Source organism: Exiguobacterium acetylicum DSM 20416, from assembly GCF_000702605.1.
GTDB classification, from domain to species: Bacteria; Bacillota; Bacilli; order Exiguobacteriales; family Exiguobacteriaceae; genus Exiguobacterium_A; species Exiguobacterium_A acetylicum.
Window position 1 is genome coordinate 1,379,463 of sequence record NZ_JNIR01000001.1, and the last position, 14,550, is coordinate 1,394,012.

Annotated in this window: 14 protein-coding genes, 1 tRNA gene and 1 pseudogene; 5 read left to right on the plus strand and 11 right to left on the minus strand. The window is 39.9% G+C overall.

Going from position 1 to position 14,550, the window contains the following annotated elements:
- The first annotated feature begins 61 nt into the window (after positions 1–61).
- A complete protein-coding gene (locus P401_RS0107550; protein ID WP_029341943.1) occupies positions 62–904 on the plus strand; it encodes a transporter substrate-binding domain-containing protein in 843 nt (280 codons plus the stop codon).
- A 2-nt stretch (positions 905–906) separates the two neighbouring features.
- On the plus strand, positions 907–1,584 hold the full coding sequence (locus P401_RS0107555) for an amino acid ABC transporter permease (protein ID WP_029341944.1): 678 nt from the start codon (positions 907–909) through the stop codon (positions 1,582–1,584).
- An 80-nt stretch (positions 1,585–1,664) separates the two neighbouring features.
- Here the strand turns inward: P401_RS0107555 and P401_RS0107560 are convergent, their stop codons facing one another.
- Positions 1,665–3,506: a putative bifunctional diguanylate cyclase/phosphodiesterase gene (locus P401_RS0107560; RefSeq protein WP_412767681.1), complete on the minus strand. Its 1,842-nt coding sequence runs from the start codon at positions 3,504–3,506 to the stop codon at positions 1,665–1,667.
- A gap of 210 nt (positions 3,507–3,716) precedes the next feature.
- Here P401_RS0107560 and P401_RS17645 point away from each other — a divergent pair, with 210 nt between their 5' ends.
- Positions 3,717–4,280: an FMN-dependent NADH-azoreductase gene (locus tag P401_RS17645; RefSeq protein WP_051656281.1), complete on the plus strand. Its 564-nt coding sequence runs from the start codon at positions 3,717–3,719 to the stop codon at positions 4,278–4,280.
- Here the strand turns inward: P401_RS17645 and P401_RS17650 are convergent.
- The 8 genes and pseudogenes from P401_RS17650 to P401_RS0107600 form a co-directional block, all read right to left on the minus strand.
- Positions 4,277–5,152 (minus strand): helix-turn-helix domain-containing protein, encoded by an 876-nt coding sequence (locus P401_RS17650; RefSeq protein WP_034786016.1) that lies wholly within the window; start codon positions 5,150–5,152, stop codon positions 4,277–4,279. The two genes, P401_RS17645 and P401_RS17650, sit on opposite strands and share 4 nt — an antisense overlap.
- A gap of 28 nt (positions 5,153–5,180) precedes the next feature.
- Positions 5,181–5,939 (minus strand): hypothetical protein, encoded by a 759-nt coding sequence (locus tag P401_RS0107575; protein ID WP_029341946.1) that lies wholly within the window; start codon positions 5,937–5,939, stop codon positions 5,181–5,183.
- A 145-nt stretch (positions 5,940–6,084) separates the two neighbouring features.
- Entirely contained in the window at positions 6,085–6,966 is an 882-nt protein-coding gene (locus P401_RS0107580; RefSeq protein WP_029341947.1) for a helix-turn-helix domain-containing protein, read from the minus strand.
- Positions 6,967–7,049: 83 nt separating this feature from the next.
- Positions 7,050–7,931: a helix-turn-helix domain-containing protein gene (locus P401_RS0107585; protein WP_029341948.1), complete on the minus strand. Its 882-nt coding sequence runs from the start codon at positions 7,929–7,931 to the stop codon at positions 7,050–7,052.
- Positions 7,932–7,978: 47 nt separating this feature from the next.
- Positions 7,979–8,716: a hypothetical protein gene (locus tag P401_RS0107590; protein ID WP_331456331.1), complete on the minus strand. Its 738-nt coding sequence runs from the start codon at positions 8,714–8,716 to the stop codon at positions 7,979–7,981.
- A pseudogene (locus tag P401_RS19155) lies at positions 8,696–8,794 on the minus strand (helix-turn-helix domain-containing protein); the annotation flags it as partial. The gene P401_RS0107590 and the pseudogene P401_RS19155, both read right to left, overlap by 21 nt.
- A gap of 94 nt (positions 8,795–8,888) precedes the next feature.
- A complete protein-coding gene (locus P401_RS0107595; RefSeq protein ID WP_029341950.1) occupies positions 8,889–9,776 on the minus strand; it encodes a helix-turn-helix domain-containing protein in 888 nt (295 codons plus the stop codon).
- 89 nt (positions 9,777–9,865) lie between these two features.
- Positions 9,866–9,936, minus strand: a tRNA-Thr gene (locus P401_RS0107600).
- A 438-nt stretch (positions 9,937–10,374) separates the two neighbouring features.
- Between P401_RS0107600 and P401_RS0107610 the strand changes: the two genes are divergently transcribed.
- The gene (locus tag P401_RS0107610; protein WP_029341952.1) at positions 10,375–11,550 is read left to right on the plus strand and encodes a MalY/PatB family protein; all 1,176 of its coding nucleotides are present in this window, start codon (positions 10,375–10,377) and stop codon (positions 11,548–11,550) included.
- A gap of 262 nt (positions 11,551–11,812) precedes the next feature.
- Positions 11,813–13,285, plus strand: a complete 1,473-nt coding sequence (gene putP, locus P401_RS0107615) for a sodium/proline symporter PutP (protein ID WP_029341953.1) — start codon at positions 11,813–11,815, stop codon at positions 13,283–13,285.
- A gap of 55 nt (positions 13,286–13,340) precedes the next feature.
- On the opposite strand, the gene P401_RS0107620 is transcribed toward putP, so the two are convergent.
- Both P401_RS0107620 and P401_RS0107625 read right to left on the minus strand, forming a co-directional pair.
- Positions 13,341–14,132, minus strand: a complete 792-nt coding sequence (locus P401_RS0107620) for a class I SAM-dependent methyltransferase (RefSeq protein ID WP_231925629.1) — start codon at positions 14,130–14,132, stop codon at positions 13,341–13,343.
- Between the two features lie 41 nt (positions 14,133–14,173).
- Positions 14,174–14,488 carry a hypothetical protein gene (locus tag P401_RS0107625; protein WP_023468579.1) on the minus strand — a complete coding sequence of 105 codons (315 nt, stop codon included), beginning with the start codon at positions 14,486–14,488 and terminating at the stop codon, positions 14,174–14,176.
- Between the last annotated feature and the right edge of the window lie 62 nt (positions 14,489–14,550).

Genomic DNA, 14,550 nt, shown 5'->3' on the forward strand with positions numbered 1-14,550 from the left:
GTGGTATTTTTAACTATGAATAGAGTTATTTGATCATGGAAATAAAGAGAGGAATAATACGATGAAAAAAACAATGCAATTTACGGGTCTCTTGATCGCAGGAAGCTCGATCTTATTAAGCGCATGTGGTCAGCAAGAGGAAAAAGCAACCGCATATGACAAGATTCAAAAAGAAGGAACGATCGTCGTCGCTACAGCTGGTACACTTTATCCGACATCTTATCATGAAGAGAAGAACAATAAGTTGACTGGATTTGACGTCGAAGTCGTTAAAGAAGTAGCAAAACGCCTTGATTTGAAAGTGAAATTCAAAGAGATGTCATTCGACGGTATGTTGACAAGCGTCAATACAGGTCAAGTCGATCTTGCCGCTAACGACATTACGATCACCGATGATCGTAAAGAAAAATTTGCGTTCTCAAAACCATATAAATATACGTATGGTACGGCAATCGTCCGTAAAAGTGATTTGTCAGGCATCAAATCTCTCGAAGATCTAAAAGGAAAAAAAGCTGCCGGAGAAGCAACAACGACGTATATGCAGATTGCTAAAAAATACGGTGCAAAAGAAGTCACTTACGATAACGCGACGAACGATCAATATCTTCGAGATGTCTCAAATGGTCGCACAGACGTCATCTTGAATGATTATTACTTGCAAACACTCGCTGTCGATTTCTTCAAGGACTTTGATATTACGATTCATCCTGATATCGCTTATAATCCAAGTCAGGTTGGTTTAATCATGGATTTAGATAACAAGGAACTTCAATCCAATATTAACGAACAACTCGATAAGATGAAGGAAGACGGCACGTTAAAGGAAATTTCCAAGCAATTCTATGCCGGAAAAGATGTCTCCCAAATGCCTGACGTCAAAACGACGATCGTCGATGTGAAGTAACGATGTCTTCGATTGATTGGCGGTCCGTCTTCAATCCGGAATTGGCGGTCGAATCGTTTCCTTATATTTTGAGTGGACTAGGGCAGACGTTATGGATTTCCTTGCTTAGCATGGCCATCGGTCTCGGAATCGGGTTAATCCTTGCCCTTTGTCGTCTGTCTCGCCTTCGACTTTTACGTATCGGAGCTAGCGCCTACATCTCGTTCATGCGAGGTGTCCCGATTCTCGTATTGCTGTTCATGTTGTATTTTGGGCTGCCGGTCATCAATATTCAACTGAACGCGTTAACCGCAGCAATTACCGGTTTTAGTTTGAACAGTGCTGCGTACATGGCGGAGATCATTCGTTCTTCCTTGCTATCGATTGATCGTGGTCAGGAAGAGGCGGCGGCGTCACTCGGTTTATCCAGATACCGGACATTTGTTGGCATCATTTTGCCACAAGCGATTCGAATTGCTATCCCACCGCTTTCAAACGTCTTGCTTGATCTGGTTAAAGCTTCATCGCTTGCTGCCATGATTACAGTTCCTGAGATTTTTCAAAAAGCAAAAATTGTTGGTGGGCGCGAATTCGATTATATGACCGTCTATTTTGTTGTTGCGTTCATTTACTGGGGTATCTGTTCTTGTATCGCAGTCATTCAAGAGATTCTCGAACGACGTTTTGCGCGGTATCTGTGATTCATTAATAAACAGTTATACGAACAGGCGATGGACATAGTCCACCGCCTGTTTACTTTCTTTTTTGATATATCATATCGTCAGCCTTCTCGATACATCGTTAAAAAGTGTTCTAATTGTCTTGGTTGTAACGGGCGATGGAAGAGATATCCTTGCAATGTATGACACCCTAATCTCTCGAGCAATGCCGCCTCTTCTTCTAATTCAATCCCTTCAGCTACGATTGTCATATCTAATCGCTTCCCTAACTGAATGATCGTTTCGATCATCGCTCGTTTCTTCTCAGAATGAATGGCTTCTTGAACGATTTCTTTTGGAATCTTCAATTGATCGAACGGTAACTCCACTAAGGATTGCATCGATGAAAAGCCCGTTCCGAAGTCATCGAGCGCAATCCGGATCCCATACAAATGGAGTGCGTTTAATGTCTCGATGATTTGCTCTGTTCCTTCAATGAAGATGTGTTCTGTCATTTCGATTTCGAGTAATGACGGAGGAAAGCCAGACTGTTTTAAGATCGCCAATACGCGATCCGTAAAATCAGATTGGCGTAATTCCCACGGCGAGACATTCACAGAAATTGTTAACGGCTCCTTGCCTTCTTCCAACCATGCTTTTCCTTGGAAACAAGCTTGACGCATGACCCAAACTCCTAATGTCTCAATGAAACGTGTCCGCTCCGCGAGTGGAATGAACTCGTTTGGTGGAACAAGACCATATTCCGGATGATTCCATCGAATTAATGCTTCGACTCCTGTAATTTGACGAGTTCGCGCATTGACCTGAGGTTGAAATAAAATAAAAAAGTCGCGATCCAGTTCTGCATCGTACAAGTCGCGTGTTAACTGAAGCGCCCGCTTTCGTTCATTTTGTGTCGCTAAATCTGTAATCGCATACGTATTTTTCCGATTAGATTTAGCAGTGAACAAGGCAATCTCCGCATCATTAATGACATGGTCCGTCGTTTCGTCATTCACATAGGAAACACCGATACTTGCAGTGACGTTAATCTGTTTAAAATCAATTTGGACGCGCTCTGATACACTCGATAATATATCGTCACAAAGAGTTCGCGCATCGTAATGGTTTGGTGCATGTAGTAAAAAAGCACTTCCACTCGCTTTCGCAATCGTACAATCCGGAAAGCGATTCATCAACCGACGACCAATGATATGCAAAGTGCGGTCACCTGTCCGGTAACCAAAAGCATCATTGACGGTTTTAAAATCATCCAGATCAACCAGACAAATCATGTCGCCTTCTCGCTTCTTCTTGTCCACTTCTATGACAAAAGAAGAACGGTTTGACAAACCTGTCACAGAATCCGTAAATGCTTGTTCTTGTAAACGGGCTAAGTAGTCAATATTACGCTCAAGACGAGTGACGTATTGATTATGGATCAATAAACTTATGATCGTCGCAATCAAGATAAGTCCAATTCGCGCAATATGATCGGATGCAAACAGCGTAACACCCTCTAGTGAGGGAGTCCGATACCAAATATAGAGGAGAGAGAGCGTCGTGATGCTCGTCGCGTATAACAACATCGTTCGGTTAATAACGACGAGAGACGCTAAAATAAACAGTAATGCGCATGCCCAAACGGACTGAACACCTCGATCAATGAATGGATAATAAATATAAGGAATCAATAAAAAAATACTCGACATCATATGGGGTTTTAAACGATCTGACAACGAGCTTTTACCGATGAAATACTGCGCGATTCCAGCACTTGCAATGACGGTCGCTCGCACCCAATCGTCACCATCTAAACCGGAGCGACTAAATGTATTCGCCACGATGTATAAAACGGCACCACAACTCGTCAACACAAAAATGATCATCCCGAACAACTGATAATTTGCCCGAATTTCTCGATGATATTGCAGACTATTGGAAGAACGTCGCTGTGTATTCACCGCCATCCCCTCTTTCTAGTTCCTGTCGTTTATTTTCCTTATCAGAACCAAAATAAAACCTGAATTTTCTAAAAATAATAAAATAATGGGAAGTCATGATTTTGAGCGGAATGGGAATAGATAAGTATAGAAAGGAGTAATGTTTATGTCACACTTACTATTCATTGAAGCGAACGATAGCACACATCAAAAAAAGGCATTAGCTCTGAATTGAACGATGCCTTTTTGAACGCGTATCGCGAATCACATCCGGATGATGCAGTTACGGTTTTGAATTTATTTGAAGAACGTCTTCCCTTTTTCGATTTGAAACTTGCGAGCGCAGCAGGTCGTCTCTTTAAAGGCGAAGAATTAACTGGAGATGACGCGACTCATGCTCAGCGACTTCAAGAGTATTTAAACGGGTTTTTAGACGCCGACAAGGTCGTCTTCTCATTTCCGATGTGGAACTTGACGGTTCCGGCACCACTGCACAATTATATGGATTACCTTGCCCAAGCTGGTCAAACGTTTCGTTATACGGCAGAAGGTTCGATTGGGCTTGTTGAAGACAAACAAGTGCTGTTGATTCATTCACGTGGTGGTGATTATTCGACGAAAGAGAAAGCATCGAGTGAGCATGCTGTTCGCTACATGCTAGATTTATTAGCATTCTTTGGCATTGAAGATGTATCGACTGTCATTCTCGAAGGACATCAGCAATACCCGGAACGTGCCTCTGAATTAATCAATCAAGCGCTTCAAGAGTGCCGACAATTCGGTCGTGAGTTTTAAGTGGGGAAGAGAACGTACTCTGCATGTTCTTCCAGAAGTATTTTTTCATGAAGTGGCATATTAAATGCTCGAAAGACGGAATAGGCCATCGTAAAATCGCGTTGGATAGCTGAAAGATCGCCATTCAGTTGTTGAGTGAAATATCCTCGCTGATAATAAAAGTGACCTAAAAAATGACCATCTTCTATTTGAAGACTCTCTTGAATACCTTGTTCGGTGATTTTTAGACCGGCAAGGTATTTTTTTTGCATTAATAGTTGTTGTCCATAATTATATAAAATCTTGATTCGAACTTTTTTCAATTCGATGGATGGGTAATGCGATTGAATCAATGTTTGAAAGATAGCCTCCGCTAAATCGAAGTCACCATGTTCAACATACAAATTTGCTATCGCCATCTGAATTCTTAAATACAGAGTAGCTGATTCAAACCAAAGGTGTTCTTTATTGAGTAATCGTTCGAGCGATTGAATGGCTTTTTGGTAGTGAAGTTGGCCACTTTTTTCTTGAACGATGACTTGATAATATGCTGCTAAGTCACGAACTTCCTCAAAATCTACTGTTGAAAGAATATGTTCGATCATCTTTAAAGAATCGACGTATTGAATAGTGCGCAATAGTTCTCCTAATTGCTTGTCATACGATTGAAAAACATCACTTCGTAAATGATCTTGAAACAACATCGACAATGGTACCTTTAATCGTTTTGCGACTTGTTGTAGCAAATCGATGGTGGGTGAGTTTTTACCATTTTCGATTTTACTAATTTCAGCTTGGCTACAAATACCTTCACACAATTCTGATTGTGTAATCTTTTTTTCTTTTCGAATTCTCTTGATTTCATAACCAATCGAGACGGGTAAGTGATCCATTATATCTTCCTTTCTTTCACTTCCATCATCACATTTGAAAGTGGAGAAATTGTTTTTTACCTTTCAAGACTAACGCGGCATGATTCTCATTGCCAAAGGCAGTAAAAAGAAAATAGGCATGAGTAAACGCATCACGGATATCACACTTTCGATAATTCAATTCTTCATAGAAACATCCTCTTTGATAAAAGAAATGTCCTAACATCGCTGTATCTTTTCGTTCGATGGATAAACAAATCCCTTGTTCAGCAACCTGTAGTCCTGTTTTAAAGTCATTTTGAAAATACAACTGTTGCGCATGATTATATATGATTTTACACTGTAATTTTTTAAGTGCATGTGTCGAATAATCATACGATAATAACCCTTCATATATTTTTCGCGCATATGGATATTGACCGTTCAAGTAATAATAGTTCGCGACCGACATTCGAATACGTAAATAAAGAACAGGATACTCTATTTCCATTTGATTTTCTTCCGATAAGCGAAGCAATTGGGAGATACATGTCCGGTAATCGATATCTTTTTTACCTTCGCGAGCAACCCATTCAAAATAATGAATCAATAATTGAACGGAAGGAGGAAGATTAGGTGGTAAACGTTTCATAAATTCTAGCATTTCATCATAACGATGTTGCCTAGAAAAGTCGGATAGTTGTAAATCATAATGTTGAAATAGCTTTACTTCATTTGAATCGATGAAGATTTGCTCCATTGAAATATGTAATTTTTGGGACAAACGTGGAACAAGATCGATGATTGGAATTATTTTCCATTTTTTCAATTTTACTTAATTCTGCTTGACTACATACATCTTTTGCCAATTCTTTTTATGTTAAATTTTTCTCGATTCGTAGTTTTTTATTTGTTTACCAAATGACTCGATACGCAAACTTCCTTCCCCTTTCTTGTATTTTTTTGTAGTAATCTTAGTCCAGTACAGATTGTAGAAAAGAACGTTTCGTCTTTAGAACGATGGTAGCGTATTGTTTCATCTGAAAAGCAGAGAATAATTCATACGCCATCGTATAATCATGTTTCATCTGCATAAAATTCGTATCCATCCGTTCATGAAACTCGCCACGTTGATAATACAAGTGCGCTAAGTAGGAAGTCTGTCTCAATTGTCGACTGAGCTGTATGCCTTCCTCGATGATACGAAGACCCTTTTGAGACTGATCCATTTTATATAATAATTTTGCATAGTTATAAAGGATCTTTAGTCGCTCACTCTTCAGACCACTGATTTCTGTAGTGATGCGTAATACTTCATCATAAATTTTTTCTGCTTGTTGATACTGTCCGCACTCTGCATATAAAATGGATAATGCCATCTTGATTCGAAAGTAAAGCATCGGATCTTTCACCCATAAATCCTCTTGATCCATCCATCGCGTAAATAAAACGGAGGTCGTTCGATAATCAACTTGTTTTTTTCGATAATCAATCACAATTTCATAGTAGGTTATTAATCGTCTTATTTCATCAGCAGAATCCTCTACTGAGATTTGTTTCATTTCATGAGAACATTCATCAAAAGCATTCTCGCGTAGTAAGGTACTAAGTTTTTGATCAATGATATTTGCCTGCTCCAATTGATGTTCAGAATCGCTCTTTAATAAGTCTGATATAGGAACACGAAGTACTGTTGCGATTTGTCGTAATAATTCCACAGTCGGCATCGTCTTCCCGTTCTCAATCTTACTAATTTCAGCTTGACTACAAATCCCTGCACTCAGATCTTTTTGCGATAAACCATTCAACTGTCGAAAAAATTTTAGTTTTTTACCAATTGGATGTTCGTCCTTCATCTAATCACCTCTTTGAAATAAACGAGTTGCACTTTTCATGAAAAAACCTTCTTGTTTACCAAGAAGGTTACGTATCCTTTTTATTAATTCTCAAAGGTAAACAACATATACGGTTCCTTCATACGAAGAATCATCTTTTTCCGAACGTCGTGTTCAAATGCATGAAATAGTGCATAGGCGACTGAATACTGTTTTTGGAGTGACTTCTCATCCTCACCTGAGTATTCATCATAGTGAGCGAGTTGATAATAAAAATGACCGAATAGAAATGTATGATTATGCATCAAGCATAACTCATATCCTTTTTTGGCGATGACGATACTTTCCTCAGACTTCCCTTGGTACTCAAGAATCTGACAATGATTGAAGTAAATTTTCAATAGCGCATTTAGATGGGTAGTGGATTGAAGAACTTCGATTTCATTTTCTAATTCCTGATACACGGATTCCGTTAAATAAAATAAGTCCTGCTCTGAATACATATTCGCAATTGCCATTTTGATTCGAATGAACAATTGAATGGACTGAGACCAGACTTCTTTTTCAATCAACAAGTTGCTGAGTAGGCTTGCCGCTGCCCGAAAATCGATTCGATTTTGCTTTAGGTCAATGATCGTCTTGATGTAGCTTTTTAAAATGTCGATTTCGACGATGCTATCCTTTTCTTGCTGGTGAATTCGCTCTAACGCCTCTTTGTATTTCTCTTCTCGAAGCAAATCGGACAAGAATCGATCTAGTTGAAAGAACTTTTCCTCATCGGTATGTTCTTGAAACAACAAAGAGATGGGAACTTGCAACCTTACAGCAAGTTGTTGTAATAAATCAACAGTCGGAGAATTTAAGCCGTTTTCAATTTTACTAATTTCAGCTTGACTACATAAATCAGCACATAGTTCTTTTTGAGAGTACCCCTTTTGAACACGAAATCGTTTTAAGTTTTCTCCAATTGGATTAGCATTAACCATTTTATCAAATCCTCCAAATATCTTAAAACGTCACACTGTGTTTTGAATCATGCTTCGTGTTTAACGGTAGACTCAAAAGTAAACAATAAATAATCTTTCTTTAAGTCAACGACTAATTGTTTCGTCGTTTGAAATTCAAATGCGTGTAACAATGTATAAGCTATCGTATATGTCTTTTGAAATAAAGCGGTACCGACAGCTTCTTGATAATTTCCTAATTGAAAATAAAAATGCCCTAACAGAAAAGTCTGTTGAGATTCTAAGCATAAATTAATTCCTTTTTGAATAAACACATTCGCTTCTTCAAATAAATCTTGATACAAAAGAATTTGAGCATGATTAAAATAGATTTTTATCAAAGAAGTAATATATAAGGAACTTTTGAGTCGTTCTAATAGCGTTTCAATGTCGGAATAAGTACCTGTAGTTAAATGATATAACTCATGTTCAGCATATATATTGGCAATTGCCGTTTTAATCCGAATGAATAAAGAAATGGATTCGTTCCAAACATCATACTCGTTTAAAAGGTTACTTAATAAGGAAGTGGCTGTTCTAAAATCAAACCGATTTTGTTTCATATCCACGATGATCCGAAAGTAAGCACTTAATATGATTAAATTCATATTATCTTTGTAATCATACTTTGAAATGAATTGTATGATTTGATCAAAATTCTCTTCTCGAAGTTGATCTGAAATAAATTTATCAAAAAAATCTATTTCTTCATTAGCTTGAGGATTCTCGAATAAAAGTGCAATCGGACTATTTAAACGAGCGGCAATTTTTTGTAATAATTCTACGGTTGGTGAATTTAAGCCGTTCTCGATTTTACTAATCTCAGCTTGGCTACAAATACCGTCACATAGTTCTTTTTTGGGTCATTTGATTTTCGATACGTAATTGTTTAATTTTTGCACCGATTGATGAAGTTAAATCATCCATCTTCATCATTCCTCACTCACTTCCATCTACAGGAAATAGCAATAGCTCTGATAAATGTGTCTCAAGAATTTTTCGGTATGCGTGATTATTCGTCGCTGTGAAAAATGAATAAGCAATCGTATACGCTTCTTTAATACTTTTCTCGGAAGCGTTTAACGCTTCTAAAAAGAAGCCCTTTTGATAATAAAAGTGACCAATGTATGTTAAATCTTCTAGCTCTTTTGTTTCTTTTATTGCGTGTTCAACTTCTTTTAACCCTTCCTCAAATCTCTTTAATCGATATAAGTTACGTAAGTAGTTATATATGATTTTCATTTTAATTTTTTTATACTCGCGTGTTCGATAAGGTAGTTTTAATAACTCTTTGTAAATTTGGTGAGAATGCATGTAATCCTCATGATTCGTATATAAAACAGCGATTGCCATCTGAATTCTTGTATAGAGAAGAAATGACTTTTCAACTAAACTTTCTTCGATAACTAATTTTAATAAAGCAGAGATACATGTTCTAAAATCGATGTTTCCTTTTTCATGCAATAATAGCTTTTGATGATACTGAGTTAACACTTGAATTTCAAACACAGTATTTGATTTCGCATATTCTTCTAAATCCTTCTCCATAGCTGAGTAAGTTTTCTCTCTCATATGGCGCAACATTCTTTGATCAATTTCATTTAATTTTTGTGAGACGATCTCATCTTCAAAAAACAATGAAATCGGGATGCGTAGTCTTCGACAAATCTGCTGCAACAGATCAATCGTCGGTGAATTTCGACCATTTTCGATTTTACTGATTTCAGCCTGACTACAAATTCCCTCACAAAGTGCTTTTTGTGTCATTCCTTGTTTTTTTCGTTCTTGCTTGATCTTATCACCAACAGATTGAATGACTGGATGCATGGAGGTCACTCCTCAAATCAAAAATATCGAACTCATGAAAAAAGTCTTCCGTTTCAAGTATATATCACTTGAGACGGAAGACGTGACTATGCTTCCGGCGAGAATCGAACTCGCACTGCAGCATTACCATTGCTGAGGTCTGCCATTAACCTACGGAAGCTTGCAAAACCTGATTCTAGTATAACTTATAGAAAAAGACAAAACAAGAAGTCGATGCTTTTTCAGCTCAACTTCTTGTCACTAATTTACAATGTAGTTTTCGTTAGCGAGTTATCATAAACGACTAAAACTGAATAATGTTCATCCGCTTTAGACGCAACGAATGTTGAAAATTTTAATGTAATGATGGCGTTCGATCCGACCCCATTATTTTCAAAAAAGTCATTTAGTCTTTCCTCTAATTCTTCAGGCGATCGCCCGACGACTACTTTAGAATGCAACATGATCATCACTCCGTTCCGTTATGGTAGGTTCGAGTTTAGTAATTTCCTTATCGAATAAAAGTTAAACCTTTATTTTTTCGACTTGCCCCACTCTCTCCCTATCCGCTATGGTGAAATGGAGTCATTCAATTATTGAAGAACAGGAGTGAAGTCTGATGGAACAAATCAATTTCGATGAAACGATCGAGAAACGAAATACAGGATCCGTCAAGTGGGACGGGCTCCCTTCGCTGTATGGATCAGATGAGCTGATTCCGATGTGGGTTGCCGACATGGACGTCCGTCCACCACACCATTTGACAGAACGATTGACAAGACGTGCTGCTACAGGTCATTTCGGTTACTCGATGTTTGAAGACGAAGCAAAACGAGCGATTCAGCATTGGTTTCAAAAGCGGTATGACGTATCAATCACTACTGATTCCATTCTTTATTCAAGCGGTGTCGTTCCTGGACTTGCGCATACTGTCCTAGCATTGACTGAACCAAGTGATGAAATCATCATCCAAACACCGGTCTATCCTCCATTTCATCAAATCATTCAGTCTAATCAACGACAACTCATTGAAAGTCCGCTTCTTTTAGACGGTGAGACGTACCAGACCGACTTTCCACTTCTCGAACGACAAATGCGAACAGCACGTATGATGATTCTCTGTAGCCCGCATAATCCAAGCGGTAAAGTCTATCCGAGAGAAGAATTACAACAAATCGTCGAACTCGCGAAGCAACATGATGTTTACCTTGTATCCGATGAGATTCATGCGGACCTCGTCTATACAGGTTCCGTGCACACGCCTATTCTTGGTTTGGATTATGAAAAACTCATTTTAGTAAGTGCACCATCCAAAACGTTCAATATTCCGGGTCTCTATGCGTCTTATCTGATCGTACCTGACAACTCGATTCGTCAACAGATCGAGCGTATCCAGCAGCGTCATTTCGTTCACCCGAATGCATTAGCTTCAACTGCTATTACAGCAGCGTATGGTGATGTTGCGAGTGAACAATGGCTTTCACAATTACTTGTGTATTTAGAAGGAAATCGTGACCATGCTATTCGTCGGATTCGCCAAGAGATGCCAAAACTAGACGTTGTCATTCCAGAATCAACTTTCCTGTTGTGGATCGACTTCAAAGCACTCAAACTAGACAGTAAAACACGAGCAGATTGGCTCGTCAAGGAGGCAAAACTCGCTCTAACACATGGTTCTTCGTTCGGATCTGGCGGAGAAACATTTGAACGGTTAAATATCGGATGTCCTCGTGCACAATTAGATCAGGCATTAGACCGTTTAAGCACCGCATACCAACAGTTTTGGACCCATTAACATGACACGAATGATCCTAATTTATTAGGGTCATTTATTTTTCGTTTTATTATTCTGAATATTTCAAATTGGTGAACTTCAACAGGGACTAAAACCGTCCCAACCCCTTAAGGCACTAGGCGTAGCGGTACTTTTCATGAATTTGACGTGACTTGCAAAGTCGTTTTATCCCCTGTAAGGTGGGGAACATATCATTTGGCGAATGAGTCAATACATGCTTGATCGCTGAAAAAAAACTATTGCATTTGGAGGATTTAACTTTATGACGCAAGAATGGATTTCGATCATCCTGTATCTTGTTCTCATGTTGGCAATCGGTTATTTTGCCTACAAGCGAACGACGAATACAGAAGATTACATGTTAGGCGGACGCGATCTCGGTCCAGGTGTCACAGCACTCTCTGCTGGTGCATCGGATATGAGTGGATGGATGCTCATGGGACTTCCCGGCGCCATGTACGCGACAGGTGTATCAGCACTCTGGCTCGCACTCGGATTATTGATTGGATGTTACGTAAACTATTTAGTACTCGCACCACGCTTTCGGCTTTATACGGAAATGGCGAACGACTCGATTACAATCCCTGATTTCTTAGAGAATCGTTTTGAAGACAAATCACGCGTGCTTCGTACTGTATCAGCACTCGTCATCATCATCTTCTTCACATTCTACACATCAGCTGGAATCGTATCTGGCGGAAAATTGTTCGTCAGCTCATTCGGATTTGATTACCACTATGGTATGCTCTTGACGATTGCGGTCGTAATCGCCTACACACTTTTCGGCGGTTTTCTCGCAGTTAGTTGGACCGACTTCGTCCAGGGCTGTATCATGTTCATCGCACTCGTTCTTGTACCGATTGTCGCATTAACGGACGTCGGTGGAATCGATGGTGCATACAACTATGCTGAAAAATTAGACCCTTCGTTGTTTGATCCACTCAAAGGAACAACTGCACTTGGAATCATCGGATTCCTTGCCTGGGGACTTGGTTACTTCGGTCAACCACACATCATCGTCCGCTTTATGGCGATTCGTTCCGTTAAAGATTTAAAAAGTGCCCGTCGTATCGGGATCGGTTGGATGTTCGTCTCAATCATCGGTGCGATGATGACTGGTCTTGTCGGGATTGCCTATTTCGAAGGACAAGGCAATGGACTTGGCGACCCGGAAACGGTCTTTATTCGTTTCTCGGATGTACTATTCCACCCGTATATCACAGGATTCTTAATGGCTGCGATTCTTGCAGCAATCATGTCGACGATTTCATCACAATTGCTTGTTACTTCAAGTGCGTTGACAGAAGATTTTTATAAGACGTTCTTGAAAAAAGATGCATCAGATAAAGAACTCGTCTTAACAGGTCGAATTGCCGTTCTTGTCGTTGCGATCATCGCAAGTGTGCTCGCGTGGAATCCGTCAGCGACGATTCTTGCACTTGTCGGTTATGCATGGGCTGGATTCGGTTCTGCCTTTGGTCCGATCATCTTGCTTTCTCTCTACTGGAAACGGATGACGAAACAAGGTGCACTGGCTGGTATCATCTCAGGTGCCTTGACTGTCATCATCTGGGTTCAACTCGGACTTAGTACGACGCTTTACGAAATGGTACCTGGATTCTTCACAAGCTTGATCTTTACGGTCGTTGTCAGCTTGATGACGAAACAACCGGTCAATGCCGTTCAGGAAACGTTTGAAGAGATGGAAGACGAATTAAAAGACGCTGTTCAATAATCAGCGAATAACGAGTAAGACCTCTGCCGATTTTCCGGCAGAGGTCTTTTTTGACTTACAGTTCAATCACACCATAATGCAACTTCGACGACTTCCGCTTTGTTCGTTCGAACCCAAACCGTTCAAATAATGGGCTCTCATAATGTGCTTTTAAAACGATGCGCTGACGTGCCACACGCTTCGCCTCCATCATCGCTTCTTCGGATAAGGCTTCATAATTCGCAAGCGTTCGTAAAGCGTCGAGATGCGTCGATTCTTCGACGGTCTGTTCGAACATGGGGTCAAAGTAGATGACATCAAAAGAATGATCCGGACATTCTTTCAAATAGGCAAGATGGTGTTTGACTTTCACTTCAATTCGTCGCATTGCTTGATTGATCGGTTCGTAGGATTCTTCCCACCGTTTTAATCCGTTCTTGACGACAAATGCTGTCTCAATCCGGCTCTCTAAACCGATGATCCGCCCCCGCTCTCCGATGGCATGACTCATGACGATCGCATCTGCCCCGAGTCCAAGCGTACAATCTAACACATGCATCCCTTCCGATAAGCGTCCGATTGAAACTAGTGGATCTCCTCCACCTGCATCAATTTGTTTGATGCGAAACACCGCACTTGAAGGATGGAAAAAGAACGATGTCGTCTCGCCTAGTGGATATAAATCAAGCCGCTGTTTATCGACGACAAGCACCGGTAACCCTGTCTCCTGTTGCAAGTGTTCTATGCTTTTTTTCTGACGCACGACGTAGATAAAATGTATCGTTTCATCCGCTAACAACTGCTTCACGCGATGATGTACGTCGTCAGTCGGACGAAGACATGTCGTCAGTCCAATGGTTGGTTTCATAATGTGTTCCTCCATAAAAAAATAAGCTAGCCGGAGCTAGCTCATTTCTTTTTCTTCAATAATCCTTCGATGTCTTCAATCAATGCTTTTTTCGAAATCAGATCTTCTTGCTTTTCCTGTTCGACTTTTGCATCGACCGTCGTCCGCTTCATGAGTGCTTGTAGCGTCTCATCGATGCTTGACTTCAAATGATCGCGGTCTTCTTTATTAAGGGAAAGATCATGTTGAACTTCATCCCCTTGTTCATCTAATTGGCGTAAGCGTTCCGTCAATTGTTTCGCTTCACGATTCAAGTCCGAATACAATCGTTCGATTTGCTCTAGACGCAATTTGATTCCGTCACGTTCTGTGAACACGTTTTCCAGCCCCTTCCAGTATGCAGTTGTCTACATCATTACTTTACCATATTCCGAGGTAA